Genomic DNA, 25884 nt, shown 5'->3' with positions numbered 1-25884 from the left:
GATGATTGGCACGCTGTCTACAATAAAGTGTCAGAAAACTGAAATCGCTTTATTCTTTTTCGAAAATAATAATGTTTATATACCAAAATAAAAAATAAGCTGTGAATATACAGCTTATTTTTGAATCATATCTTTAATTGGCGCGAATGATTTTCGATGTTCTTCTAATACTCCATGTACTTCAATCGCTTCTAAATGCTGTTTCGTCCCATATCCCATATGTTGTTCGAATCCATATGCAGGATACTTTCCTCCTAACTCTTTCATCATGCGATCTCTCGTCACTTTCGCAATAATAGATGCAGCTGAAATAGAGACACTTTTCGCATCACCTTTAATGATTGATGTTTGCGGAATTGATGTAGGAAGCTTCATCGCATCGATTAATAAATATTCTGGTGTACATGATAAATTAGCAACGGCATCTAACATCGCTTGCTTCGTCGCTTGATAAATATTTATTTCATCAATAACTTGTGGTGATATAATTCCAACTCCAATCGCAATTGCATGCTCTTTAATTTCATCATAAAAACGCTCACGTTTCGCTTCACTTAATTTTTTCGAGTCATTTAATCCTGGAATATAAAAATCTTCCGGAAGGACGACTGCCGCCGTCACAACCGGTCCTGCTAACGGCCCACGACCCACTTCATCAATACCAGCAATGTATGTGAGCCCTTTTTCACGTAACTCATTTTCGTACTTTGACATTTCTAGAAATTTTTCTCTTTCTTTTTGCGCTAACTCTTTTTGTTTATACCACTTCAAAATTAGTTTTTGAACACCTTTTCGCTCATCTTTCACTAACATTTGAAAACGCTCGTCTTCTTCATTCATAATTTCTTGCAGCAAACATTCCGCTTCATGAATAGTCATTTTTTGCATCTATTTACACTCCTTTTAAACGTAACCAAAAAGAAAAGACGTACAAACGCACGTCTTATACTTCTTCTACTTTTTCCGCATCTTCTACCTGCTCTGCAAACTCTTCTGGTGTTTCAAATGTCATTTTTCCTAATCTTCCACCACGAAGCTCACGAAGTATAAGCTCAGATGTTTTATCATAATCAATCATTCCGCCGCCCATTAAGCAACCTCTATTTTTTCCAATTGCATCAAATAACTCCACAATTTCTTCTGGAATGTCATTTAAATTATATCGCTCTTTTAAACGTTCCGGATAATGTTTTTCCATAAAACGTAACGCATAAATAGCTACATCCTGTAGATTTAATATAGAATCTTTAATTGCACCAGTCGTCGCTAAACGAAGACCAACTAATTCATCTTCAAATTTAGGCCACAAAATACCTGGTGTATCTAATAATTCCATTTCTTTCCCAACTTTAATCCACTGCTGGGCCGTTGTCACACCAGGACGATCTCCTGTTTTTGCTATATTCTTCTTCGCTAATTTATTAATTAGTGTAGATTTACCAACGTTTGGAATACCTACAATTAAAGCACGAATTGCTCTTGGTCTAATGCCTTTAGCAACCATTTTATCGAATTTTTCTTTGACAAGAACTTTACAAGCTGCTGCAATTTCTTTCATACCTTGTCCAGCTTGCGCATTAATTGAAATTGCCTTTTGACCTCTTTCATCAAAATATGCAATCCACTGCTTTGTAAGACGATCATCCGCCATATCCGCTTTATTTAAAACAACAAGCCTTGGTTTATGTGTAATAATTTCATCAATCATTGGATTACGAGAAGATAAAGGTAATCGAGCATCTACAAGCTCAATTACAACATCAATTAACTTTAATTTTTCTGTTACTTGGCGTCTAGCCTTTGCCATATGTCCTGGGAACCATTGAATTACCATGTTGCCACCTTCTTTTTCTTTTATTTCACAATACGCGCATCTTTTAACGGCCAATATAGCATATTTGCTTTACCAATCACTTGGTCCATTGAAATTGTACCAATCGAACGGCTATCTTTACTAAAACGACGATTATCGCCTAAAACAAATAATTGACCTTCTGGAACAGTTTTCTTTCCTGTCATTTCTTCAAGAGTAAAATCATATGTAAGCGGTCCGTCAGCAAGTTGTTTTTTCTGCTTATCTAAATACGGCTCCTCATAAGGTTTCCCGTTAACATATAGTTTATCATTACGGTATTCGATTTCGTCGCCTGGCAGGCCAATAATACGCTTAATATAATCTTTTTCTTCCGTCGCTCGGAATACAATAATATCAAAGCGTTTCGGATCACCTATGTGATAGCCAATTTTATTAACAATCATTCGATCACGGTCATGTAAAGTCGGCGACATCGATACACCGTCTACGAGAATTGGGGCAAAGAAAAACTGTCTAATTACGCCCGCTAATACAACAGCAATCAAAATTGCTTTGATCCATTCCCAAAGTGAGCTCTTCTCTTTCTTCATGCTTTCCCCTCCACTGTTATGTAAGCTGCTCGTATTATACCAAAATTTCATATAGATTGGAAAAAGGGAGCTTGTGTATTTACAAGCTCCCATACATGTCTTATCGAATTTCTTTAATACGTGCTTTTTTACCGCGAAGGTTACGTAAGTAGTATAACTTAGCACGACGTACTTTACCACGGCGAAGTACTTCGATGTTCGCGATTCTTGGCGTGTGAACTGGGAATGTACGCTCAACACCTACACCGTAAGAAATCTTACGAACTGTGAATGTTTCACTGATTCCGCCACCACGACGTTTAATTACAACACCTTCGAAAAGCTGAATTCTTTCACGAGTTCCCTCAACTACTTTTACGTGTACACGTAAAGTGTCTCCAGGACGGAATGAAGGAAGGTCAGTTTTCAATTGGCCTTTTGTGATTTCTGTGATTAATTGTTGCATATTAAATTCTCTCCTTTAAACAGATGCTCTTATAAAGTCTTATTAAATTACAGCGGAACATCGTTAATACGGCTACTGATTTCAGTAGCACAAATGTTATAATAGCATATTGCTAGGACTGTTGCAATAGAAAATATATCAAGCCCTTATCGGTCTTCTTTAATCTGTTCCAGCCATTTCTCTTCTTGCTTAGATAATTCTCGTTCTTCCAGCAAATCCGGTCTACGTGTGTACGTACGACGTAGTGACTCTTTATGGCGCCATTCATCAATGTTTTTATGATTTCCTGACATTAGTACATCCGGTACCTTCATACCACGAAAATCAGCAGGACGTGTATAATGTGGGTGTTCTAACAAACCTGTGCTAAAAGAGTCTTCCACTTGTGACGTTTGATTCCCAAGCACTCCTGGCAAAAGACGTACAACACTGTCAGTGACTACCATAGAAGCCAATTCCCCACCCGTTAATACGTAATCCCCAATAGAAATCTCATCTGTTACAAGATGCTCACGAATTCGTTCATCGTATCCTTCATAATGGCCACATACAAAAATAACATGCTCTTCTCCAGCAAGCTCTTCTGCCTTCTTCTGCGTGAAACGCTCTCCTTGTGGACACATTAAGACGATTCTCGGCTTACGGTCTGTTTCCTTCGTTAACTCTTCTACTGCGTCAAAGATAGGCTGTGGGGTTAATACCATACCAGCGCCCCCACCATACGGATAATCATCTACACTATTATGCTTACTAGTTGTATACTCACGAAAATTGACAACACGAAGCTCTACCGCTTCTTTTTCTTGTGCTTTCTTTAAAATTGAAGAACCAAATACACCCGTAAACATATCTGGAAACAATGTTAAAATGTCAATTTTCATTATAGTAGCCCTTCCATTACATGAATGGTTACTAATTTATTTTCAATGTTAACTTGAAGTACAACGTCATCAATATAAGGAATCAACAAATCTTGACCCTTTGGACGTTTAATCACCCAAACGTCATTCGCACCAGGAGATAAAATCTCTTTGATTGTCCCTAACGCTTCTCCTTCTTCCGTTACAACGTTGCAACCAATAATTTCATGGTAGTAGTATTCACCTTCAGCTAGTTCGCCTAACTGCTCTTCTGGTACTTTTATTAAAGAACCTTTTAACTTCTCTACTTCATCTACATTGTTGTATCCTTCAAGTGTTAATAAATCAAATGTCTTATGTTGACGATGAGAAGTTACCTTCACTGTAAGATAGTCTGTACCTTTCTCATCCCATATGTATAACGTGTTCCCTACTTTATATCGCTCTTCTGGAAAATCAGTACGAGAAATAACACGAATTTCTCCTTTTACGCCATGAGTATTTACAATTTTCCCTACATTAAACCATTTTGTCATAAATAGTATGTCACCCCTGGTTTCTATATAAATTAAGCATTTCCATTTTATATATGGAACATGCAATTTCTCTTTAAATGTTAAAAAAGGGAGAGGAAATAACTCCTCGCCCTTTTTACGTTTATTGAATTTCCAGTGTGACGTTCTCATCATTATGATGTCCCACTGAATACAAGAGCATTCTAATCGCTTTCGCAACTTTCCCTTGCTTTCCAATGACTTTTCCAACATCCTCAGGATGTACAGTTAATCGATACTTTATTTCTCCGTTGCAAAGTTCCTGTGTAACTTTTACATCTCCAGGATGATCCACAAGAGGTTTAACAATTGTCTCGACTAACATTTTCATTGTCATTGCCTCAATTACTTACCTTGTTTAGATAAGTGGAATTTCTCCATGATACCTTGGTTAGAGAAAAGGTTACGAACTGTATCAGATGGTTTAGCACCATTTCCTAACCATTTTAATGCTGCTTCTTCGTTGATCTTAACTTCCGCTGGTTGAGCAACCGGATTGTAAGTACCGATTTCCTCAATGAAACGTCCGTCACGAGGAGAACGAGAATCTGCAACAACTACACGATAGAAAGGAGTTTTTTTAGCTCCCATACGTTTTAAACGAATTTTAACTGCCATTTATAAAGCACCTCCGAATTTATTTCACACAGATAATTATATTAGCAAAAAGACTATTGCTTTGTAAAGTATTTTTTCTTAACAGAGCCATCTTTTTTCCTTACATGAATGGAAACTTCAATCCACCTAGTCCTTTTTTCTTACCTTTTTGCATTCCCGTCATCGTCTTCATCATTTTTTTCATATCATCAAATTGCTTGATTAGACGATTGATTTCTTGTACCGTTGTACCGCTACCTTTGGCAATGCGCTTTTTACGACTAGCATTGATTATTTCCGGTTGTTCTCGTTCTACTTTAGTCATAGAACGAATAATTGCCTCAATATGCCCAATTTGTTTTTCATCAACTTGTGCATTTTTCAGCCCTTTAATTTTATTTGCACCAGGAAGCATTCCTAACAATTCGTCAAGCGGTCCAAGTTGACGCACTTGTCCAAGTTGTTCTAGGAAATCGTCAAGCGTAAACGAAAGCGTACGCATTTTTTGCTCAAGTTCTTTTGCTTTCTCTTCATCAACTGTAGCTTGCGCTTTTTCAATTAATGTTAAGACGTCGCCCATCCCTAAAATACGGGATGCCATACGTTCTGGATGGAACGCTTCAATTGCATCTAGTTTTTCACCCATACCAGCGAATTTAATTGGTGTGTTTGTTACAGCCTTAATAGATAATGCCGCACCACCGCGCGTATCACCATCTAATTTCGTTAATACAACACCTGTTAATCCTAACTGTTCATGGAAACTTTGTGCTACATTTACCGCGTCTTGTCCTGTCATCGCATCGACAACAAGGAAAATTTCATCCGGTTTCGCAACTTCTTTGACTTTTGCTAATTCACCCATTAGTTCTTCATCAATATGCAGGCGACCCGCTGTATCGATTAAAACGTAATCGTGATGATCTTCTTTTGCTTTCGCAATCGCTTGTTTCGCAATTTCAACCGGACTTACTTGATCTCCTAAGGAGAAAACAGGCATGTCCAATTGCTTCCCTAATGTTTCAAGCTGTTTAATCGCTGCTGGACGGTAAATATCCGCTGCAACAAGCATCGGTTTACGATTATGCTTTTTACGAAGCAAATTTGCAAGCTTACCTGTCGTCGTTGTTTTACCCGCACCTTGCAGACCAACCATCATTATAACAGTAGGTGGCTTATTAGCAACAGCAATTTTGCTTTGCTCTCCGCCCATAAGTTCTGTAAGTTCTTCCTGTACGATTTTAATTACTTGTTGTCCAGGTGTCAAACTTTTCATTACATCTTGTCCGACAGCACGCTCAGACACACGCTTTATAAAATCTTTTACTACTTTAAAGTTAACATCCGCTTCTAAAAGAGCTAGACGAACTTCTCTCATCATTTCTTTTACATCGGCTTCAGAAACTTTTCCTTTGCCGCGGATTTTTTGCATTGTCTGTTGAAGTCGGTCGGCTAATCCTTCAAATGCCATATTGCCGCCCTCCTAATCTAATTTTTCGATAGCTTCAACAACTTGTTTCATTTCTTCATTCACATGCTCTTCTTCGCTGAGTAGCTGTTTTAGCTTTGCAACAAGTCGCTGTCGCTCTTGAAACTTTTGAAGTAATACTAATTTATCTTCATATTCTTCAAGCATCGCTTCAGTCCGTTTAATGTTATCATACACGGCTTGGCGACTTACATCAAATTCTTCCGCAATTTCACCAAGAGATAAATCATCTAGATAATAAAGCGACATATAACTTCTTTGTTTTTGCGTTAACAACGATTGATAAAAATCAAATAAATAGTTCATTCTCGTTGTTTTCTCGAGCATGTTGGATCATCCTTTGTTAAGTGATTTCCCTTTACATGACTTAGTTTACATGGAGTATAAAAGAGTGTCAAGTTTTTTTCTTAACATCACATATTTTTATAAAAAAAGAAGCGGAAATACCGCTTCTTTCACTTACACTTCTTCTGTTTCTACTACGTTCGCAAACAAACCATAAACATATTGTTCTGGATCAAACTGTTGCAGATCATCCATTTGCTCTCCTAGCCCAACAAATTTCACCGGAACATCCATTTCGTTACGAATCGCTAAGACGATACCACCTTTAGCAGTTCCATCTAACTTCGTTAAAACAATACCAGTAACATTCGTGGCTTCACGGAATGTTTTCGCTTGGCTTAAACCATTTTGCCCTGTTGTTGCATCAATAACAAGTAATACTTCATGAGGAGCCCCTGGTACTTCACGCTCAATTACGCGCTTCACTTTCTCTAACTCATTCATTAAGTTTACTTTATTTTGTAAGCGTCCCGCTGTATCACATAGCAATACATCCACTTTACGGGCCTTTGCCGCTTGTACAGCATCATACATAACAGCCGCTGGATCAGATCCTGACCCTTGTTTAATTACTTCTACACCAACACGATCGCCCCATACTTCTAATTGCTCAATCGCCCCAGCACGGAATGTATCTCCTGCCGCCAATAGGACAGACTTACCTTCTGATTTAAATTTATGTGCAAGCTTACCAATCGTCGTCGTTTTCCCCACACCATTCACACCAACAAATAAAACTACTGTTAATTGATCCTCTTGTATATTAACTTCATTACTAAAATCGCTGTCACCTTTGTAAATGCCCACTAGCTTTTCAGAAATAACAGCCTGTACTTCTTTCGGATCTTGAATGTTACGACGTTGCACTTCTTCTTTCAACTGATCAATTAATTCCATCACTGTCGAAACTCCGACATCCGCACTAATTAAAATTTCTTCTAATTCTTCAAAGAAATCTTCGTCTATTTTGCGGTAACGGTACACTAAGTCATTTACTTTATCAGCAAATGAATTTCTCGTTTTTTCTAATCCTTGTTTAAACTTCTCTGTTACCGTATCCGTTTGTTTTGAAATTTTTTCTTTTAATTTTTTTAAAAAGCTCATACTTCCCATCCTTCCTATCTACTTGCAACAAGTTCTTCGCCATCATCTAAACGAACAGAAACAAGCTTCGACACCCCTGATTCTTGCATTGTTACACCGTACAATACATCAGACTCTTCCATTGTACCTTTTCGGTGTGTAATTACAATAAACTGCGTTTCATCACTAAATTTCTTTAAATACTGCGCAAAACGAGCAACGTTTGCCTCATCAAGAGCTGCTTCCACTTCATCTAGAACACAGAATGGAACTGGGCGTACTTTTAAAATACCAAATAAGAGCGCAATTGCCGTTAAAGCACGCTCTCCCCCTGAAAGTAAACCTAAATTTTGTAGTTTCTTCCCTGGTGGTTGCGCTACAATATCAATACCCGTATTTAGTAAATCTTCTGGGTTTGTCATTACTAAATCCGCTCTTCCACCTCCGAATAATTCAGAGAATACAGATTGAAACTCTGTTCGAATCCCTTCGAACGTAGTAGAAAAGCGTTTTTTCATCTCTTCATCCATTTCCGTAATAAGTTGATGCAATGTCGATTTCGCTTCTTCTAGGTCATCTCTTTGCTCTAATAAGAATGTATGGCGCTCTGCTACACGTTCATATTCATCAATTGCCCCTAAATTTACTGCGCCTAACTCTTCAATGGATAGTTTAATTAGTTTCACCTTTTTACGTGCATCTTCTGCAGGCATCATCATTGTATACTTAAGTTTTGCTGCTTCAAATGAAATAGTATATGTTTCACGTAAATGTTGCAATCTATTTTCCAGCTCTACATCAAGTCGGTTAATTTTCACTTCTTGATCTTTCAGCATCTCAAGAATATATTTATGTTTACCTATTGTTTCTTTCACACCGCGCTCTAAATGCTCGACTCTTTCTTGCAATGATACGCGTTGTTCACGACGAGAACGAATTAACTCCGAAGTTTGATTACGATCATACGCTTTCTTCTCAATCATATTCGTAATTTGTTCTTCGCCACTTGAATTAGATGTCATCTCTTGCTTTAAGAACGCTAAATCTTCTTTCGTTTTTACAAGCGTCGCATCAGTCTCTTCCTTTTCCTTCGTCAAACGTTCGACTTTTTCTTTTTGATTAGACAAACGTTGTTGTTGTTCAGCAGATTGTACTTTTAGCTCCGTCATTTCCTTCTGAACTTTTTCTTTTGAAGAATATTGTTCACTTTTTTGTTTCGTTAAAACGACGATTTTGCTATCTAATTCCCCAATCTCAACTTGAAGAGTTGCTAAAATCTTTTCTAACTCTTCTTTGCGCCCTTGCATTTTTACTTGATCTTGTAAAAATCCTTCAATCTCTAAATCGTAAATCGATAAACGATCATTAATACGATGTTCATCTAATTCTAAACGATTAATTTCTTCTCTTAGCTTCTGTTCATCTACACGTTCGGTCTCTACACCTTGGCGTAGCTCTCGTATTTGTACTTCTTTTTCTTGAATCTCTTGCTTTACTGCTTTAACAAAGTTTTCTAGCTTTGTTGTTTTTTCTTCCATGTCAGTTAGTTTTTTAGTCCACTCTTCAAGTTCACGTTGACGTCCCAATAAAGAGGATTTCGCCTGTTTTACAGCTCCACCCGTCATAGAACCACCCGGGTTCACTACGTCACCTTCGAGTGTTACAATACGATAGCGGTATTGCAGTTGTTTCGCTAACTCATTTGCTCCGCGTAAATCTTTCGCAACAACAACTGTACCTAATAAACTTGAAACTACATTCTCATATTTATTATTGTACTGCACAAGTTCTGCCGCTACACCGACAAACGATGGATGCTGATTCACAATGCGTAATTGATCAAATGATAGCGATCGGCTTTTAATAACAGCTTGAGGTAAAAACGTTGCACGGCCATGTTTATTTTGCTTTAAAAATGCAATTGCATTACGAGCATGCTCTTCTGTTTGTACTACGATATGTTGCATCGCTGCCCCAAGGGCGATTTCCATTGCGATTTCATATTCTTTCGGCACAGTCAGAAGTTCTGCAACAGCTCCCTCAATACCTTGTAGTCTATTTTCTCTAGCCTTTAATACTTCACGTACCCCTTGATAGAAGCCAGAGTAGTCCTCTTGCATCTCTTCTAACATTTCTTTACGAGAGCGCGCCTGTTGCACAAATTGATACGCTTGATACAGTTTCGTTTCATTTTCACTATACTGTGACTTACATTTCCCAAGTGCCGTTTCTGTCTTCTGTATGTTAGAAATAATGCCAGCTATTTTCTCTCTCGCTTGCTCATAACTGTCTACAAGTTTCGCCTTTTTCGCTGTAATTTCCACACGCATCTGTACATACTTTTCATTTTCTTCATCAAGTCGTTCGTTTTTAGAGTTTTGCTGTTTTGATTGTTCTTCAATCATAGATAATTCATTACGAAGACTTGCTTGTTGATTTAAAAGTTCAATATAGTCACCTTTTAAATTCTCAATTTGTTCCTCTAAATTCTCAGCAAAAGTCGCAAGTAATTGCTCGTTATCATGCAATTTCTTCTCCAATTCTTTTACTTGATTCACAAATTGCATTAAAGCTTCTGTACTTGTTTCAATTTCGCCATCATAACTTGTAGTTTTCTCTGTTAACTCAACAATTAGCTTTTCAAGCTGCGCACAATGTGTCGTTGCATTTTGCTTTCTTTCCTTTAACAGCTCGCGTTGCCCTTCTAGTTTTTCTAGTTCTTTACTAGACAGAAGTAGAACTTCTTGTAAGGAATTTACAGATTCATCAACGGCTTGTAATTGCCCGCGTAATTCCTCAAGCTCTTCTTCACTTTTTTGTAAGTTCGCCGACATTTTAGCTTCTTCATCTTTATTATGCCCAAATTGATTTCGAAGCGCTTCCCACTTTTCATGTAATTCTTCAATTTCATGTACAATAAGCGCAGCTTCTACTTTCTCTAATTCTTCTTTTTTCTCAAGATAATCTTTCGCAATAGAAGCTTGTCTTTCTAGTGGTTCTACTTGACTACTTAATTCGTGAATAATATCTTGTACACGATTTAAGTTTTCTTGTGTTTCCGCCAATTTCCCTTCAGCTTTCTTTTTACGAAGTTTATATTTCAGCACACCCGCAGCTTCTTCAAATACACCACGACGTTCTTCTGATTTACTACTCAAAATCTCTTCGACTTTCCCCTGGCTAATAATCGAAAAAGCTTCCCTTCCCATACCAGAGTCCATAAATAAATCAATAATATCTTTTAATCTACAAGATTGTTTATTAATATAAAAATCACTATCACCCGAACGAGATACACGACGCGTTACACACACCTCGTTATACTCAATCGGTAAGCGTTGGTCTTCATTATTTAAAGTTAATGTAACTTCAGCAACATTAACCGCTCTTCTCGTATCACTGCCGGCAAAAATAATATCCTCCATCTTTGCACCGCGTAATGACTTTGCAGATTGTTCACCAAGTACCCAGCGAATTGCATCAGTAATATTACTTTTCCCGCTCCCGTTAGGTCCTACTACAGAAGTTACACCTGGAACAAAATCGACAGATACACGCTCAGCAAAAGACTTAAATCCTGCTATTTCTAATCTTTTTAAAAACACGAAAGGCCTTCCTCCTATTCTCCGTTGTTGTAAACGTTGTCTGTACGAAAACAAACTACTATACGGATTTCCCACTCCTTTTATTTATAAATAAAAGGAAAGTTTCATTCTATGCATAAGGAATCCCCCTCATTCAAAGGGGGATTCCTCATGATTGTTCTTTTAATTTTTTCAATGCTTCTGCAGCAGCTTGTTGCTCTGCCTCTTTTTTTGACTTACCACTTCCAAGACCTAATGCCTCATTATTTAAAGTTACACGGGACACAAATTCTCGGTTATGGGCCGGTCCTTTTTCTTGCAAAATTTGATACTCAACATTGCCACTACCATCACGCTGAATCAATTCTTGCAATTGACTCTTATAATCCATCACATGAGAAAAAGCACCTTCATTAATTTTTGGATATACAACTTCTTTTAAGTAACCCCAAACTGTTTCTAGCCCTTGATCAAGATAAAGGGCACCAATAAACGCTTCAAAGACATCCGCTAATAAAGCTGGTCGTTCACGTCCACCCGTCATTTCCTCACCTTTCCCTAATAAAACAAGGCTACCAAATGACATTTCGTTTGCAAAACGAACAAGAGATGGCTCACATACAATAGCTGCACGTAGTTTTGTTAACTCTCCTTCGCTCATTGTCGGATATTTTTGAAACAGATACTGTGATACAGTGAGTTCCAATACAGCATCGCCAAGAAACTCAAGACGCTCATTGTCCTCATGCGGTTTTTTTCGATGCTCATTCACATACGATGAATGCGTAAACGCTTGAATCAATAATTTTTCATCTGTAAACGTAATACCTATCTCTTCTTGAAATACTTTAAAAGCTTCACGATATTTTGCTTCGTATTTTTTTTCTCTATGTTTTCGGTACGGCATAGGTCCCTCCAGATATAAGCCGAGAAGCCCCGTTAAAAAACGGGACTTCACTTAAGCATTATAGATGACTCTCTATGTAAGTCACAGCATCGCCAACAGTAGCAATCTTTTCAGCATCTTCATCAGAAATTTCCATTTCGAATTCATCTTCTAATTGCATTACAAGTTCTACTACATCTAGGGAGTCTGCGCCTAAATCTTCTTTGAAGCTTGCAGCTGGTACTACTTCAGTTTCTTCTACTCCTAAACGATCAACGACAATTTTGGTTACACGCTCTAAAACATCTGCCATTCTATTCACCTCCCCTCAAATATTATATAAAATATTGTCCAAAAAAACTAGGTGAAATCGATTCTTTTATTACATTACCATACCGCCATCAACATTTAACGTTTGACCTGTAACATATTTACTTTGATCAGAAGCAAAAAACGTTACAGTATTTGCGATATCTTGTGCTTCTCCAAACTGAGCTGCAGGAATTAATTTTAACATTTCGGCTTTTATATTTTCATCTAATACATCCGTCATATCAGTTGCAATAAAACCTGGAGCAATTGCATTTACAGTAATATTTCGGCTCGCTAATTCTTTTGCTGATGTTTTTGTTAATCCAATTACACCAGCTTTAGCAGCAACATAATTTGCTTGTCCTGGGTTTCCTGTTACACCAACAACAGAAGCGATATTAATAATACGTCCATGACGTTGACGCATCATATAGCGCGATACTGCTTTCGTACATAAGAAAACACCTTTTAAGTTTGTATTAATAACTGTATCCCATTCTTCTTCTTTCATACGCATTAATAAATTATCTTTTGTTACACCAGCGTTATTTACAAGAATATCAACTTGTCCAAACGTATCTACAGTTTGTTTCACCATTGCAGTAACATCATCAGCATTTGCAACATCTGCTCTTACTGCAATGGCATCTGAACCTAATTTCTTTATTTCATCAACTACTTCATTCGCCTTTTGCTCATTACCAGCATAATTTACTACAACATTTGCCCCTTGTTTCGCTAAATCAATAGCAATCGCACGACCAATCCCACGTGAAGCACCAGTTACTAATGCTACTTTCCCTTTTAACATCAGCTTTCTCCTCTCAAATTTGAAATGGTATCTCTTAATGTCTCTTCATCATATACCGCATATGCTTTCACTGAAGAATCAATCGACTTCATAAGACCAGCAAGTACTTTTCCAGGTCCGATTTCAATAAATGTATCTACCCCTTGATTCACCATATACTCAATAGATGGGTACCATAATACAGGCGAATAGAGCTGTTCAATTAGCTTTGCTTGAATATCTGTACCACGCGTAATAACATCTGCCGTAACATTTGCAATAACAGGAATATTCGTGTCTTGAATTGTAATTTCATTTAAAACACTTTGGAATTTCTCAGCAGCTGGTTTCATAAGCGAGGAATGAAACGGTCCACTTACTTTGAGCGGAATTGCTCTTTTAGCACCATTTTCTTTCGCTCTTTGAGAAGCAAGTTCTACTCCTTGCTTTGTTCCAGAAATAACAATTTGCTTCGTACTATTCATATTAGCAATTTGTACTGCATATCCTTCACTTGTTACTTCTTCTGTAACTCGTTTCAGCATATCCGGATCCGCACCTAAAATAGCTGCCATTGCACCTTCCCCGCCTGGAACAGCTTCTTCCATATATTCCCCGCGTTTCCTTACAGCATATACAGCGTCTTCGAATGTTAATGCACCAGCAGCTACAAGAGCGCTATATTCACCTAAACTATGTCCTGCGACAAAATCAGGTGTAATATCATACTCCTTCAAAGCTGTTAAAATTGCAAAGCTCGTTGTTAATAGTGCCGGCTGCGCATTTGTCGTTAATGTTAACTTTTCTTGCGGTCCTTCAAAAATAACTTCTGAAAGAGAATCATGCAAAACCTCATCCGCTTTTGCAAACACTTTCGCAACCTCTTTATTATTCTCCGCTAATTGTCTACCCATTCCAACTGCCTGTGAACCTTGGCCCGGAAAAAGAAATGCTATTTTTCCCATTTCAAATCCTCCTCTTATTGAAGCGGCTCCTTCTCCATTACACTTGAAATTGTAGGAATTACTTCTTTCGCTACCATTTCTCTCGTTTGACGAATCGCACTAAATATCGATTGGTCATTAGAAGAACCGTGAGCCTTAATGACAGGAGCTTTCAATCCAAACAACGCCGCTCCCCCATACTCCGAATAATCCATTTTATCTTTCAATACCATAAGTTTTGGTTTTAATACCGCTGCTGCTAATTTGCTCGTAAACGAACTCATTAATTGTTCTTTTAACATAGAGAATAACGCAAGTGCTGTTCCTTCTAATGATTTTAGCGCTACATTACCCGTAAAACCATCACATACAACAACGTCTGCTACACCTTGCAATAAATCTCTTGATTCAACGTTTCCAACGAAATTAATTGGTGCATCCTTGAGCATAGCAAAGACTTGTTTTGAAAGCTCGTTTCCTTTACCATCCTCTGTTCCAACGTTTAAAAGTCCAACGCGTGGATTTTTAATTCCTCTTACCTTCTCTGCGTAAACAGAGCCCATTACTGCATATTGATATAAATGAATTGGTTTTGCATCAACGTTGGCTCCAACATCTAACATAACAAACCCTTCTCCATCAACAGTTGGCATTGTAGGTGATAAAGCTGGTCGTTCAATTCCTTCCATACGACCAACAACAAACAATCCAGCTGCCATCAAAGCTCCTGTACTACCTGCTGATATACAAGCATCCGCTACGCCGTCTTTTACTTGCTGCGCCGCTAGTACCATTGAAGCTTGTTTTTTTCGACGAACCGCTCTTACTGGTTCGTCTGTCGATTCAATTTTTTCGTCCGTATGAAGTATAGTAATTCGCTCTTCACTCGTTAAATATTGACGAATTCCCTCTTCTTTCCCTACTAACGTAATATGTAAATCTGAGTATTCCTTAATAGCTTTCATTGCTCCTAATACTACAGCCTTTGGTGCATGATCGCCGCCCATTGCATCTATTGCGATTTTCATAAGTTGTTACCTTCCTCACTATAATTACTAGATCGATACATTTCAAAAGTGCCTGTAAAGACAAGTTCTTCTCCAACAAAACTACGCACTTTGACAACCGTCCGTCCTTTATCATTCTCTACATCTTCAACACGTACTTTTGCAACAACACGCTCTCCTAATTTTACAGGACGAATATATCGAATGGTGGACTTTGCAGTTAAAGCTAATTCTTCATCAATAACCGCAACAGCTAGTGAGTTTGCTTGTGCAAACAAATGATGCCCACGAGCAATTTGATTTCTTTTAAATACATGTTCTACCTTTACTTCAAAGATAGAAATCGCATGTCTATCTAATTCTATATCAATAATTTCTCCGACAACCTCTTCTAACGGTAAAGATTTCACGTCTTCTTCATGTTGTTTTGTAGCCACATGCTTAATTCGTTCTCTTAATTCAGGAATAGATAATTCCATACGATCAAGACGAACAGTTTGTATGCTCACTTGAAATTTTTCCGCTAAATCTTCATCCGTTATAAAAGGATTCGTTTCTATTGTTTGTTGTAATAATTCTTGTCTTTCTTTTTTACTTCTTCTTTTTTTCATACCGCACCATCCATTTTTATGACTAGGTACTAAAAGTAGTATATAATCATTAAAAGTAGAATGCAACAAAAACTTTTGCAGACTACTTTTAATCGAGCTTCTCTCCCTGGAACACACCTGTCCCATCAAGATAAGTACGCAGCGAAGCATACTGATCATTATGCCAAAACGCTTCTGAATCAACTAGTATCGCTGCATCTTGTCTTGCTGTTTCTAACGCCCGATAATCATGTACCATATCAGCAACCTTAAATTCTGGTAGACCACTTTGCTTACTTCCAAAGAAATCCCCAGGACCTCGTAACTCTAAATCTTTTTCTGACAATACAAATCCATCATTTGTTTCAGTCATAATGCGCATTCTTTCTTTTCCCGTTTCTGATTTCGGGTCCGCAATTAATAAACAATATGATTGTTCACTACCACGCCCAACACGCCCCCTCAGCTGATGGAGCTGTGATAAACCGAAACGTTCCGCGTCATAAATAACCATAACAGTCGCATTTGGTACATTCACGCCTACTTCAACAACTGTTGTCGACACAAGAATTTGCACTTTATTTTCACTAAACTGTCCCATTATCTCTTCTTTTTCTTGAGATGATAGTCTCCCATGCATTAATCCAACTTGGCATTTCCCTTGATAATGATGAGTCAGCATACTATGTAAGTCGATAGCATTTTGTACATCAAGCTTCTCAGACTCTTCAATAAGAGGGCAAATAACATATGCCTGTCTTCCTTTTTTTATCTCTTTCTCCACAAAGCCGAGGACACGATCTAACATATCATGTTTTGCCCAGTACGTTTCGATTACCTTTCTACCAGCTGGCATTTCGTCGATAATAGAAACGTCCATCTCTCCAAATGCAGTGATAGCTAACGTACGCGGGATTGGGGTCGCCGTCATAAACAATACATCTGGACTTTCACCTTTCTCACGTAAAACCCGGCGCTGCGCCACACCAAATCGATGCTGTTCATCGGTAATAACGAGACCTAACCTATGAAATATAACTTCGTCTTGAATTAAAGCGTGCGTTCCAACAAGGATGTCTACTTCTCCCTGTTCTAATCTCGACAAAATTTCTCGACGTCTCGCACCTTTAACAGAACTTGTTAGCAATTCAACCTTCATACCGAAATGTGAAAACGTCTCCGCGAGCGACTGATAATGTTGCTCGGCTAAAATTTCTGTAGGAACCATCAAAGCACCTTGATAATGAGCCAATTTCGCCGCATAAAGAGCAATCGCAGCAACAACTGTTTTCCCAGAACCTACATCCCCTTGCAATAATCGATTCATTCGGTACGGAGATATCATATCTTTCATTATTTCATCTACAACCCGGCGTTGTGCACCAGTTAATGGAAACGGAAGCGCATCAGTAAACTCTTGCAATTCTACTAATGAAATTTCCTTTTTCGTCCCTTTCGAGTTTTCCCTTTCCATTTTCCGTAATGTTTGCATTTTCAACTGAAACAAGAAAAACTCCTCATATACAAAACGGCGACGCGCTTGCTTTAAGTCTTCCTGTCCCACTGGAAAATGTAACCCTCTGAGCGCTTCATAGCGTGATAATAATTTATATCGACTTAACAAACCATCTGGTAACACTTCGACTATAGAATCTCCATACTCCTTAAATGCTTGTGCAACAAACCGGCGCATCTGTTTTACTGTCAGTTTTCCTTTCACTGAATATACAGGTTCTACTTCTTGTTGTCGTACAACCGGTCCAAAATTCAGTTCTGATACAGCAATTGTTTGGCGATGCTGATCCCATTTACCAGTAATCGTTACCGTTTCATCTAAATTTAACTTTTGTTTATAGTATGGTCTATTAAAACATACAGCTGTAATTAAATAACGACCGACGAGAACACGAACTGTAAGACGTGACTTCTTCTTCCCATAATATTGCAGTAAAGGAGCACTATGAACTTTCCCCTCAACCGTTACACGCTCGTCATGCTTTACTTCAGCAAGATCTTTCATCGCATAGTCTTCATAGCGGTACGGAAAATGTTCTAATAGATGAGAAACTGTATAAATTCCCATCTCGTGTAACAACTCAGATGTTTCTCCTCCGATTCCCTTTACATCCGTAACAGGAACTTGTACAACTTCATTCAAGATTCTCACGCTCCGTCACATTATTTTCTTTGATTCATTCTATTGATTATCCATTATTATCATTGACATCTGTAATCGCTCTCTTTCACCTTATATATTCTATCATAGGCATTCTAAGAGAAACTACTCTAATCCCTCTATATAAAGTGAAACTATAATCAGTGGGCGCTTACGGGCAGTTAATCTCCCACTTAACTTCTTTGCTCCAGCCGAATATAGGGGGTGGAAGTTTTACTGCCCACAAATAGCGGGATAAAACAAAGTTGTACAATACGTAAGAAAAGAGCCTCACTATTAGCAGCAAGGCTCTTTTCTATCATCAATATGCTAGCCTTTTGAATAAAAACTAGTAATAAACTTCATATCACTATTTCTTATCTATTAGCAAGTAAGTAACCCATTTATTTTCAAATCGAATCTTTTCTTATTCTACAGAGAAGATGAAAGAATACACCGGTTGGTTCCCTGCATGTACTTCTACTTCTGCATCTTCAAAGTTCTCTTCTACAAACGCAACTAATTTAGCCACTTCTTCATCTGTTGCATCTTCACCTTGTAGAATCGTTACGATTTCAGAATCTTCATCAATTAGCGCTTCTAGTAATTGCTTTGCAGCTCCTACTTTCTCAGCATTTGTAGATACAATTTTCCCATCTGCAATACACATGAAATCATCTTTTTGAATCGCTACACCGTCAATTTCCGTATCACGAACAGCATACGTAATCTGACCTGTTTTCACATGAGCTAAAGCTTCTTTCATGTTTTCTTCATTCTCTTCTAGCGTTCCAACTGGATTAAATGCTAACATTGCAGCCATACCTTGAGGAACTGTTTTTGAACGAATAACAATAACTTCTTGTTCTACAACTGACGCTGCTTGTTCTGCTGCCATCACGATATTCCCGTTATTTGGTAAGATGATGATTTTTTCAGCATTCGCCTCTTCAATCGCCTTCACAATATCCTCCGTACTCGGATTCATCGTTTGGCCACCTTCGATAACTTTCGTTGCACCAATGCTCTCAAATAGAGTTTTAATACCCGATCCCATAGCTACAGTTACAATACCATACGGTTGTTTCTCTATTGGCTGATTCGTTTGTTCAGGTACCATGGTAGGTTCATCTAATAAAGCAGTATGCTGTTCACGCATATTTTCTACTTTGATCTTAATTAGACTACCGTAACGTTGTCCATAGTTCATAGGATCTCCAGGATGTTCCGCATGAATATGAACCTTTACAACCTCATCATCCGATACAACAAGTAGTGAATCTCCGTACACACTAATATCTTCACGGAATTTTTGTTCAGAGAAATTATGTTCCTTCATTTTTCCAGGCTCTAATTTCACCATGAACTCCGTACAATATCCATACTTAATATCTTCTGTACTCAATTGGCTTTGTACACTACGGTGATGTTCTGCACGTACCATGTCATTCATAGATGGTTGGGCAGGCATATCAGAAGAAATCGTTTCTCCTTTTAAGTCAGCTAAAAATCCTTCATATACAACAACAAGACCTTTACCACCGCTATCTACAACGCCAACTTGTTTTAATACAGGTAATAAATCTGGCGTACGATTTAACGATGCGTTTGCTTCTTTTACAACGTCTTCCATAAACAAAACAAAGTCGCGCTGTTTTTTCGCAACTGTCACTGCATATTTACCCGTTTCTCTTGCAACCGTTAAAATCGTTCCTTCAATTGGTTTCATAACCGCTTTGTAAGCTGCCTCTACTCCAGCTTCTAAAGCTGCAGCAAAATCAACTGTCGTTAATTCTTCTTTTTGTTCAATGGATTTAGAGAAACCACGGAATAACTGAGATAAAATAACCCCAGAGTTACCACGAGCTCCCATTAATAATCCTTTGGCTAAACTTACACCGACTTTACCAGCATGCTGCGAAGGATTTGCTTTCACTTCACGTGCGCCTGAAGTCATTGATAAGTTCATGTTTGTACCGGTATCGCCATCTGGAACTGGGAATACGTTTAATGCATCAACAAGCTGAACATTATTTGTTAAATTATTGGCTCCTTGAATGATCATTTGTGATAAACGTTTTCCATCAATTTTTTGAATTGACACAGATTTTCCTCCTTAATGCACATTACAAGTTTATTACTTTAACTCCTTGTACGTAGATGTTTACAGAATCTACTGCTAGTCCTACAGTTTGATCTAATGTATATTTCACTTTAGTCTGCACGTTATGTGCTACTTCTGAAATTTTCGTACCATAGCTCACAATAATATACATATCAATATGTACTTCATCTTCATTTTTACGAACAATAACGCCTCTAGTGAAGTTTTCTTTTCGTAAAATTTCTGTTAATCCATCTTTTAACTGATTTTTTGATGCCATACCTACGATACCGTAGCAATCTACTGCGGCACCTCCAGCAATTGTTGCAATTACATCTGTACTAATATCAATTTGACCGTACTTCGTTTTAATTTCAATTGACATCTCGTTTCCCCCTTCATAAATGGTGAAAGTGAGCTAGACTACTTTAGTTACTATCATATAATCTTTTTAAAGAAAATTCCATCGTTCTTTCTTTTTCACTCTCATATTTTATGTTTTAAATTACATTTTTTTATGATGAGCAAAATAGTCCATTGTTATTATACAACATGTACCACTATAATATGTCAAGCAATTTTTCTTGATTTCACCTTTTCTTCATTGACATATAGTGTCAAGTATTTTTTCTTGATTTCTTTTTCCTACGGTGTTGCATTCTCTTTTTAGTTGTGTTAAATTATAGTAGTGTTTTTAGCATCGCATAAAAGACTAATATTGAAAAATTACGTATGTTACGGTAGTTAAGGGAGGGAAATATAAATGGCTCGTGTTTGTGCTATCACTGGAAGAAAAGCTCGTTCTGGTAACTCTCGTTCTCACGCAATGAACGCTACAAAACGTAAATGGGGCGCTAACCTTCAAAAAGTTCGCGTACGCATCGACGGAAAAGTTCAACGTGTTTACGTTTCTGCTAGAGCATTAAAATCTGGCAAAATCGAACGTGTTTAATAATAAAAAAAAGAGCCGCTAGGCTCTTTTTTTATTATACCATTGGAAAAAGCACCGGTAATAGGTGCTTTTTTTAGTCTTTTTTGAAGGTATTTAACATCGCACGAACAATTCCACCAAGAAATTTAGGTAACTTAATTGTATAAAATCTCATGGTTTCCCTCCTAATCCCCATTACTCCACTTGTTCACTATATGATGCAAGGAGCAAAATTGTTTCTTCAATCAGTGCTTCTTATCATCATTAATATGCCAGAAGTGAATGAAAAAGTACCTTTTTCCTCAACGAGTTCATTACTAATACAAAGTGTCGATCCCCACTCTATTGTTTTATTAGTAAGGGGATACTTAAAACCGTGAAGTGTAATACCTTCTACCCTTTCAGTAACTGGTACAAATGATACGTATGGAAAATGTTCGTTTCCTTCAATTATATACATACCAAACTTTTTCACCATTATTTCATTTTTATTGTCCACAATACACATTTCTATATTTACTTCTAATCCCTTTAAAAGCATCTGAATATTTGCTAAACCATGATCAAGTCTTCCACCAGTAGCACCAAAAATACGAATTAATTTTGGTTTCTGTTCTAAAGCCCAGCTAATTGCAATTTCTAAATCTGTTTGATCTTTTTCTCGCGGGACGATATGTAATTCATTTGTTTGTTGCCTCATCCATGCTAATTCCTCATCAGTAACTGAATCATAATCCCCAAACGCAACAGCCGGAGTGATTCCTCTTTTCAACAAACGGTACACTCCTCTATCAACGGCCGCCCAAACTACTTCTTCATTTTCATACCGCGAAAAATCTGCGCAGTATTCTGCAGGTCCTCCCGCTAAAATATGAATAATCATTTTTCCTTCCCCTTCTATTGTAAAAAGGCAATCTGCCATTCGGTAGATTGCCTTTCTCCTTATTTGCCACTCTAACATGTATAAATAGTGAAGTCTTAATGAACTAGAAGCTTCACTAGGATAAAGGTTCGTTCATTCTTTATCCGCGAATTACACGAATTGCTTCACCGCGGTCTTTTTGATTGTATACTGCTGATCCCGCTACAAGAACATTCGCTCCTGCTTCAATACAAAGTCTTGCCGTTTCAGCGTTGACACCACCATCAACTTCAATTTCCACTTCTAGATTTCGCTCTTTAACCATTTCTGCAACTTGTTTGATTTTCGGTAATACAGAATGAATAAACTTCTGCCCGCCAAATCCAGGATTTACTGTCATAAGTAATACCATGTCTATATCTTCTAATACATGCTCAATCGTTGAAACTGGAGTATGCGGATTTAATACAACCCCTGCTTTAATGTCATGAGATTTAATTAACTGAATTGTACGATGTAAATGGGGACACGCTTCTACATGAACAGTAATAATATCCGCTCCCGCTTTTGCGAAAGTTGGGATATAGTTATCAGGATTTTCAATCATTAAATGTACATCTAACGGTAATGATGTAATAGGACGGATTGCTTCTACAATTAATGGTCCAATCGTAATATTTGGTACGAAATGCCCATCCATTACATCGACGTGAATGTAGTCAGCTCCGCCTTTTTCTACATCTTTAATCTCTTCCCCTAATCTTGAAAAATCTGCTGATAGAATCGATGGTGCAATTTTAATCATGACTAATACCTCGGCTTTCTCTCTCTAATTTCTTCTACGAATTGTTTGTAATTCTTATAACGATATTCGGTAATCTTTCCTTCTTCAACCGCAGCTTTCACCGCACATTTCGGTTCAGCAAGGTGTGTACACCCTCTAAATTTACAGTATTGGCTCGCTTCTTTCAACTCTGGAAAACAATATGTAAGATCTTCTACCTCTATATCTATGAAATCAAGCGAACTAAAACCAGGTGTATCCGCAACAAGTCCGCTTCCAACTGTAATTAATTCTACGTGTCTTGTCGTATGCTTTCCACGTCCTAAATGTGAAGAAATATCATTAGTTTTCAATTCTAAATCTGGACGTAATACGTTTAGCATTGAAGATTTCCCAACACCAGATTGGCCTGCAACGACGGAAATACAACCTTCTAAAAATGGTTTCAGAATATCAATACTTTCCGATGTATTTATAGAAGTAAACAACACATCATAACCCATTTCACGATAATCATTTGCATAAGATTCAACAGTTTCTCTCATTTTTTCATCTACTAAATCCATCTTACTAATACAAATAATTGGTTTAATGTTATGATATTCAATTAATACTAAAAATCGATCTAACAGTCCTGGATTAAAATCTGGTTCTACCGCAGAGAAAACAAGAATAGCTTGATCAACATTAGCAATAGGAGGTCTAACAAGTTCATTTTTCCGATCAAATACTTCTAACACATAACCTTCATTCGGATTATCCGCTTGAAAAACAACTTGGTCTCCTACAAGTGGCGTAATTTTATTCTTTCTAAATACACCACGCCCACGACATTGTGTAATCCCTTCCTCATTCTGCACATAATAAAACCCACTTAGAGCTTTTACAATTTTTCCTTCTGGCATATAATTCTCCTTTATTTTGTATAAAATGAAACTGCAATTAAATATGAATAGACTAGCGTTCTGTAAACAATTAGTTCAAAGCCCACCAAATATATATCCAGGTTCATATATTTAATCTACCATCAAATTTGAAATATTATTTACAACAGTATCACTTTTACAGCTTTTTGAATCATATATTTTTGCCTGTTATACAGTCCACGATGTAGACAGCATAACAGGCAAGAGTAATAAATTCCATCTTCCATATAAGGACGATGGAATTCCCTATTATTGAGCTGGATATGGTACTTCCTTGTCCATAATCGTTACTCCATCTCGGACAATTTTATAGTGTCCCTTTGCACCTTCTTGAATTACAAATTCTAAAGAAATAATCGCTGACTCAGTAATTGTTCTCGTTTCAACTGGTTTATCCATTTTTTGCTGCATATCTTCTTTATAAATTTCTATTGTTTGCGGCTTTTTCTCACCTGTTGCAGAAGCTTCATATGGGATAGAAATGTTATCCACTTTTACCGTTTTCGTCACTTTAGGCTTCGGACCATCGGAGATAACAATCGATACTTTATCTCCTTCTTTTAAAGGTGTCCCAGGCTTTGGTAACTGTGAAATAACAAGACCTTTATCAACCTTATCTGAATACTCTCTTTGTATATCAGAAACAAGCTTTCTTTCATTTAAATAACCTTTTACACTATTTTCAGTCCATCCTGAAAAATCACCTGGTCTTATTTGATAAGGTCCTTTACTTACCCAAATTTTCAGCTCTTGTTCTGTCTCTATAACCATTTGATCAGGCGTTGGTATTTGCTCTACAATTTCACCTTTCGGCTTATCATTTTCAATATAATTTATTGTAACTTGTTTATATTTTTCTTCTAACTCAGCTCTTATACTCTCGAAATCTTTTCCTGTCAAATCACGCATCTTACTTTTCTTTTTCCCACCTGATTGATAGATAGTAATTTTAGAGTTTTCTTTCACTACTCTTCCTGCTATAGGATCTGTTTTTATCACGTTTCCGGCTTCAACATCATCTGTATATACAAGATTAGGTTCAGTAACTTCAAAACCTTTTTCAACCAATGTATTTACAGCTGTCGTATATTTCATACCAGCCACATCAGGAACCTTCACATCTTTCGGAATAAAGAAGCCTGGAATAACAGTAAGTGCTAATGTTATCCCTATCGCTAAAAGTAAAAATGTTGTAATTAAAACTTTCAGCCATTTATTATTTCGCTTTTTCTTCTTACCTGATTTGGTCTCTTCTTTTCTTACTTGTTCATCCACTTTACTTCCTTTTAATACAATCGTTTCATCACTTACATTTTGAAATAGTTGTTCTTGTTGAATAATTGGAATCGCTTTCGTTGCTTCCATATCTTCTGGTATGTAAAATGGTTGTTCATTTATTCGTTCTGGGTATAGTGCTGTTTCAATATCTCGTTTCATCGCGTTAGCAGATTGATATCGATGGAACGGATCTTTCGCAGTTGCCTTTAATATAATATTTTCAACACTTTGTGGAATATTTTCATTCCATCTTTTTGGAGATGGCATTTCATTTTGTAAATGTTTTAACGCAATTGCAACAGCAGATTCACCAGAAAACGGTTGTCTTCCTGTTAACAATTCAAACATAACAATCCCAAGTGAATAAATATCTGATTGTTTATTCGCTATACCGCCGCGCGCTTGTTCTGGTGATAAATAATGCACCGAACCGAGCACCGAATTTGTATGTGTAATCGTTGCTGCACTTGTAGCTGTCGCAATTCCAAAGTCTGTTACTTTGACCACTCCGTCATCTCGAATCAAAATATTGTGCGGTTTAATATCACGATGTACAATCTCAAAATGATGGGCGTGTGCCATAGCGGACGTTAACTGCTCCATTATATCAAGAGCCTCTCCTATCGGTAACATCCCTCGATCAATTATGTATTGCTTCAATGTTCGTCCAGGTACATATTCCATTACAAGATAATATATATCATCCTCTTCCCCAACATCATACATATTCACAATATTTGGATGCGACAACGTTGTAACAGATTGCGCTTCTCGATGGAAACGTTTAATAAACTCTTCATTATTTGAATAGTCGAGTCTTAATATTTTTACCGCTACATCTCGGCCGAGTATATCATCATGAGCTAAATATACATTGGCCATTCCTCCACCGCCAATCATTTTCAGCAGCTTATAACGGTCATTTAAGCGTTTTCCAATCAGCACGTTGCAC

At 37.4% G+C, this 25884-nt stretch carries 27 protein-coding genes; 1 reads left to right on the top strand and 26 read right to left on the bottom strand.

Annotated elements, in window-relative coordinates:
- Positions 1 to 114: 114 nt before the first annotated feature.
- From AC0IXC_RS12680 to AC0IXC_RS12580, 21 genes are all read right to left on the bottom strand, one after another.
- Positions 115 to 888 carry a ribonuclease HII gene (locus AC0IXC_RS12680; protein WP_002014527.1) on the bottom strand — a complete coding sequence of 258 codons (774 nt, stop codon included), beginning with the start codon at positions 886 to 888 and terminating at the stop codon, positions 115 to 117.
- Positions 889 to 943: 55 nt separating this feature from the next.
- Positions 944 to 1834, bottom strand: coding sequence for a ribosome biogenesis GTPase YlqF (gene ylqF / locus AC0IXC_RS12675; RefSeq protein ID WP_002014526.1), 891 nt, complete (start codon positions 1832 to 1834; stop codon positions 944 to 946).
- Positions 1835 to 1854: 20 nt separating this feature from the next.
- Positions 1855 to 2406 (bottom strand): signal peptidase I, encoded by a 552-nt coding sequence (lepB, locus tag AC0IXC_RS12670; RefSeq protein WP_002066791.1) that lies wholly within the window; start codon positions 2404 to 2406, stop codon positions 1855 to 1857.
- 100 nt (positions 2407 to 2506) lie between these two features.
- Positions 2507 to 2851, bottom strand: a complete 345-nt coding sequence (gene rplS, locus AC0IXC_RS12665) for a 50S ribosomal protein L19 (RefSeq protein ID WP_002014524.1) — start codon at positions 2849 to 2851, stop codon at positions 2507 to 2509.
- A gap of 146 nt (positions 2852 to 2997) precedes the next feature.
- The gene (gene trmD, locus AC0IXC_RS12660; protein WP_002014522.1) at positions 2998 to 3732 is read right to left on the bottom strand and encodes a tRNA (guanosine(37)-N1)-methyltransferase TrmD; all 735 of its coding nucleotides are present in this window, start codon (positions 3730 to 3732) and stop codon (positions 2998 to 3000) included.
- On the bottom strand, positions 3732 to 4247 hold the full coding sequence (gene rimM, locus AC0IXC_RS12655) for a ribosome maturation factor RimM (RefSeq protein ID WP_002014521.1): 516 nt from the start codon (positions 4245 to 4247) through the stop codon (positions 3732 to 3734). Before rimM ends, trmD begins: the two co-directional genes overlap by 1 nt.
- 121 nt (positions 4248 to 4368) lie before the next feature.
- Positions 4369 to 4596, bottom strand: a complete 228-nt coding sequence (locus AC0IXC_RS12650) for a KH domain-containing protein (RefSeq protein WP_002088196.1) — start codon at positions 4594 to 4596, stop codon at positions 4369 to 4371.
- A 14-nt stretch (positions 4597 to 4610) separates the two neighbouring features.
- Positions 4611 to 4883 carry a 30S ribosomal protein S16 gene (gene rpsP, locus AC0IXC_RS12645; protein ID WP_000268750.1) on the bottom strand — a complete coding sequence of 91 codons (273 nt, stop codon included), beginning with the start codon at positions 4881 to 4883 and terminating at the stop codon, positions 4611 to 4613.
- Positions 4884 to 4983: 100 nt separating this feature from the next.
- A complete protein-coding gene (gene ffh / locus AC0IXC_RS12640) occupies positions 4984 to 6333 on the bottom strand; it encodes a signal recognition particle protein (protein WP_002014519.1) in 1350 nt (449 codons plus the stop codon).
- Positions 6334 to 6345: 12 nt separating this feature from the next.
- On the bottom strand, positions 6346 to 6678 hold the full coding sequence (locus AC0IXC_RS12635) for a putative DNA-binding protein (RefSeq protein WP_002033794.1): 333 nt from the start codon (positions 6676 to 6678) through the stop codon (positions 6346 to 6348).
- 132 nt (positions 6679 to 6810) lie between these two features.
- Complete coding sequence (gene ftsY, locus AC0IXC_RS12630; RefSeq protein WP_002088200.1) at positions 6811 to 7800, bottom strand: signal recognition particle-docking protein FtsY; 990 nt, start codon at positions 7798 to 7800, stop codon at positions 6811 to 6813.
- Between the two features lie 14 nt (positions 7801 to 7814).
- Positions 7815 to 11384 carry a chromosome segregation protein SMC gene (gene smc, locus AC0IXC_RS12625; protein WP_215588456.1) on the bottom strand — a complete coding sequence of 1190 codons (3570 nt, stop codon included), beginning with the start codon at positions 11382 to 11384 and terminating at the stop codon, positions 7815 to 7817.
- Positions 11385 to 11532: 148 nt separating this feature from the next.
- On the bottom strand, positions 11533 to 12270 hold the full coding sequence (gene rncS / locus AC0IXC_RS12620; protein WP_002033792.1) for a ribonuclease III: 738 nt from the start codon (positions 12268 to 12270) through the stop codon (positions 11533 to 11535).
- Between the two features lie 58 nt (positions 12271 to 12328).
- Complete coding sequence (gene acpP / locus AC0IXC_RS12615; protein WP_002014515.1) at positions 12329 to 12562, bottom strand: acyl carrier protein; 234 nt, start codon at positions 12560 to 12562, stop codon at positions 12329 to 12331.
- Between the two features lie 69 nt (positions 12563 to 12631).
- A complete protein-coding gene (fabG, locus tag AC0IXC_RS12610) occupies positions 12632 to 13372 on the bottom strand; it encodes a 3-oxoacyl-[acyl-carrier-protein] reductase (protein ID WP_002014514.1) in 741 nt (246 codons plus the stop codon).
- Positions 13372 to 14316 carry an ACP S-malonyltransferase gene (gene fabD / locus AC0IXC_RS12605; RefSeq protein ID WP_002190506.1) on the bottom strand — a complete coding sequence of 315 codons (945 nt, stop codon included), beginning with the start codon at positions 14314 to 14316 and terminating at the stop codon, positions 13372 to 13374. Before fabD ends, fabG begins: the two co-directional genes overlap by 1 nt.
- 14 nt (positions 14317 to 14330) lie before the next feature.
- A complete protein-coding gene (plsX, locus tag AC0IXC_RS12600) occupies positions 14331 to 15323 on the bottom strand; it encodes a phosphate acyltransferase PlsX (RefSeq protein WP_002128828.1) in 993 nt (330 codons plus the stop codon).
- Positions 15320 to 15913: a transcription factor FapR gene (gene fapR, locus AC0IXC_RS12595; protein WP_000747354.1), complete on the bottom strand. Its 594-nt coding sequence runs from the start codon at positions 15911 to 15913 to the stop codon at positions 15320 to 15322. The genes plsX and fapR overlap by 4 nt, the downstream gene beginning before the upstream one ends.
- Positions 15914 to 16001: 88 nt before the next feature.
- Complete coding sequence (gene recG, locus AC0IXC_RS12590) at positions 16002 to 18050, bottom strand: ATP-dependent DNA helicase RecG (RefSeq protein ID WP_002014510.1); 2049 nt, start codon at positions 18048 to 18050, stop codon at positions 16002 to 16004.
- 424 nt (positions 18051 to 18474) lie between these two features.
- Positions 18475 to 20151 carry a DAK2 domain-containing protein gene (locus AC0IXC_RS12585; protein WP_002033789.1) on the bottom strand — a complete coding sequence of 559 codons (1677 nt, stop codon included), beginning with the start codon at positions 20149 to 20151 and terminating at the stop codon, positions 18475 to 18477.
- Between the two features lie 22 nt (positions 20152 to 20173).
- Positions 20174 to 20536: an Asp23/Gls24 family envelope stress response protein gene (locus AC0IXC_RS12580; RefSeq protein ID WP_002014507.1), complete on the bottom strand. Its 363-nt coding sequence runs from the start codon at positions 20534 to 20536 to the stop codon at positions 20174 to 20176.
- A 378-nt stretch (positions 20537 to 20914) separates the two neighbouring features.
- Between AC0IXC_RS12580 and rpmB the strand changes: the two genes are divergently transcribed.
- A complete protein-coding gene (rpmB, locus tag AC0IXC_RS12575) occupies positions 20915 to 21103 on the top strand; it encodes a 50S ribosomal protein L28 (RefSeq protein WP_000124776.1) in 189 nt (62 codons plus the stop codon).
- Between the two features lie 73 nt (positions 21104 to 21176).
- On the opposite strand, the gene spoVM is transcribed toward rpmB, so the two are convergent.
- The 5 genes from spoVM to pknB all read right to left on the bottom strand — a co-directional run bounded on the left by spoVM (position 21177) and on the right by pknB (position 25877).
- The gene (gene spoVM / locus AC0IXC_RS12570) at positions 21177 to 21257 is read right to left on the bottom strand and encodes a stage V sporulation protein SpoVM (protein WP_001213599.1); all 81 of its coding nucleotides are present in this window, start codon (positions 21255 to 21257) and stop codon (positions 21177 to 21179) included.
- A gap of 66 nt (positions 21258 to 21323) precedes the next feature.
- Positions 21324 to 22004 carry a thiamine diphosphokinase gene (locus AC0IXC_RS12565; RefSeq protein WP_002014506.1) on the bottom strand — a complete coding sequence of 227 codons (681 nt, stop codon included), beginning with the start codon at positions 22002 to 22004 and terminating at the stop codon, positions 21324 to 21326.
- 100 nt (positions 22005 to 22104) lie between these two features.
- Complete coding sequence (gene rpe / locus AC0IXC_RS12560; protein ID WP_002014505.1) at positions 22105 to 22749, bottom strand: ribulose-phosphate 3-epimerase; 645 nt, start codon at positions 22747 to 22749, stop codon at positions 22105 to 22107.
- A gap of 2 nt (positions 22750 to 22751) precedes the next feature.
- Positions 22752 to 23633: a ribosome small subunit-dependent GTPase A gene (gene rsgA / locus AC0IXC_RS12555; protein ID WP_002014503.1), complete on the bottom strand. Its 882-nt coding sequence runs from the start codon at positions 23631 to 23633 to the stop codon at positions 22752 to 22754.
- Between the two features lie 270 nt (positions 23634 to 23903).
- Entirely contained in the window at positions 23904 to 25877 is a 1974-nt protein-coding gene (gene pknB / locus AC0IXC_RS12550; protein ID WP_088034475.1) for a Stk1 family PASTA domain-containing Ser/Thr kinase, read from the bottom strand.
- Positions 25878 to 25884 lie beyond the last annotated feature (7 nt).

Source organism: Bacillus sp. AC266, assembly GCF_979253805.1.
Note: the sequence above shows the minus strand (reverse complement) of the source record. Positions and strands in the feature narration are given on the sequence as shown.

Excerpts from the sequence above, each read along its gene's own strand:
- plsX (WP_002128828.1), bottom strand. The coding sequence starts at position 15,323 with ATGAAAATCGCAATAGATGCAATGGGCGGCGATCATGCACCAAAGGCT.
- rplS (WP_002014524.1), bottom strand. The coding sequence starts at position 2,851 with ATGCAACAATTAATCACAGAAATCACAAAAGGCCAATTGAAAACTGAC.
- AC0IXC_RS12635 (WP_002033794.1), bottom strand. The coding sequence starts at position 6,678 with ATGCTCGAGAAAACAACGAGAATGAACTATTTATTTGATTTTTATCAA.
- ftsY (WP_002088200.1), bottom strand. The coding sequence starts at position 7,800 with ATGAGCTTTTTAAAAAAATTAAAAGAAAAAATTTCAAAACAAACGGAT.
- ffh (WP_002014519.1), bottom strand. The coding sequence starts at position 6,333 with ATGGCATTTGAAGGATTAGCCGACCGACTTCAACAGACAATGCAAAAA.
- spoVM (WP_001213599.1), bottom strand. The coding sequence starts at position 21,257 with ATGAGATTTTATACAATTAAGTTACCTAAATTTCTTGGTGGAATTGTT.
- AC0IXC_RS12580 (WP_002014507.1), bottom strand. The coding sequence starts at position 20,536 with ATGTCAATTGAAATTAAAACGAAGTACGGTCAAATTGATATTAGTACA.
- AC0IXC_RS12680 (WP_002014527.1), bottom strand. The coding sequence starts at position 888 with ATGCAAAAAATGACTATTCATGAAGCGGAATGTTTGCTGCAAGAAATT.
- rimM (WP_002014521.1), bottom strand. The coding sequence starts at position 4,247 with ATGACAAAATGGTTTAATGTAGGGAAAATTGTAAATACTCATGGCGTA.
- fabG (WP_002014514.1), bottom strand. The coding sequence starts at position 13,372 with ATGTTAAAAGGGAAAGTAGCATTAGTAACTGGTGCTTCACGTGGGATT.
- trmD (WP_002014522.1), bottom strand. The coding sequence starts at position 3,732 with ATGAAAATTGACATTTTAACATTGTTTCCAGATATGTTTACGGGTGTA.
- AC0IXC_RS12650 (WP_002088196.1), bottom strand. The coding sequence starts at position 4,596 with ATGAAAATGTTAGTCGAGACAATTGTTAAACCTCTTGTGGATCATCCT.
- fabD (WP_002190506.1), bottom strand. The coding sequence starts at position 14,316 with ATGGGAAAAATAGCATTTCTTTTTCCGGGCCAAGGTTCACAGGCAGTT.
- AC0IXC_RS12565 (WP_002014506.1), bottom strand. The coding sequence starts at position 22,004 with ATGGCAGATTGCCTTTTTACAATAGAAGGGGAAGGAAAAATGATTATT.
- rsgA (WP_002014503.1), bottom strand. The coding sequence starts at position 23,633 with ATGCCAGAAGGAAAAATTGTAAAAGCTCTAAGTGGGTTTTATTATGTG.
- rpe (WP_002014505.1), bottom strand. The coding sequence starts at position 22,749 with ATGATTAAAATTGCACCATCGATTCTATCAGCAGATTTTTCAAGATTA.
- acpP (WP_002014515.1), bottom strand. The coding sequence starts at position 12,562 with ATGGCAGATGTTTTAGAGCGTGTAACCAAAATTGTCGTTGATCGTTTA.
- rncS (WP_002033792.1), bottom strand. The coding sequence starts at position 12,270 with ATGCCGTACCGAAAACATAGAGAAAAAAAATACGAAGCAAAATATCGT.
- fapR (WP_000747354.1), bottom strand. The coding sequence starts at position 15,913 with ATGAAAAAAAGAAGAAGTAAAAAAGAAAGACAAGAATTATTACAACAA.
- rpmB (WP_000124776.1), top strand. The coding sequence starts at position 20,915 with ATGGCTCGTGTTTGTGCTATCACTGGAAGAAAAGCTCGTTCTGGTAAC.
- lepB (WP_002066791.1), bottom strand. The coding sequence starts at position 2,406 with ATGAAGAAAGAGAAGAGCTCACTTTGGGAATGGATCAAAGCAATTTTG.
- rpsP (WP_000268750.1), bottom strand. The coding sequence starts at position 4,883 with ATGGCAGTTAAAATTCGTTTAAAACGTATGGGAGCTAAAAAAACTCCT.
- ylqF (WP_002014526.1), bottom strand. The coding sequence starts at position 1,834 with ATGGTAATTCAATGGTTCCCAGGACATATGGCAAAGGCTAGACGCCAA.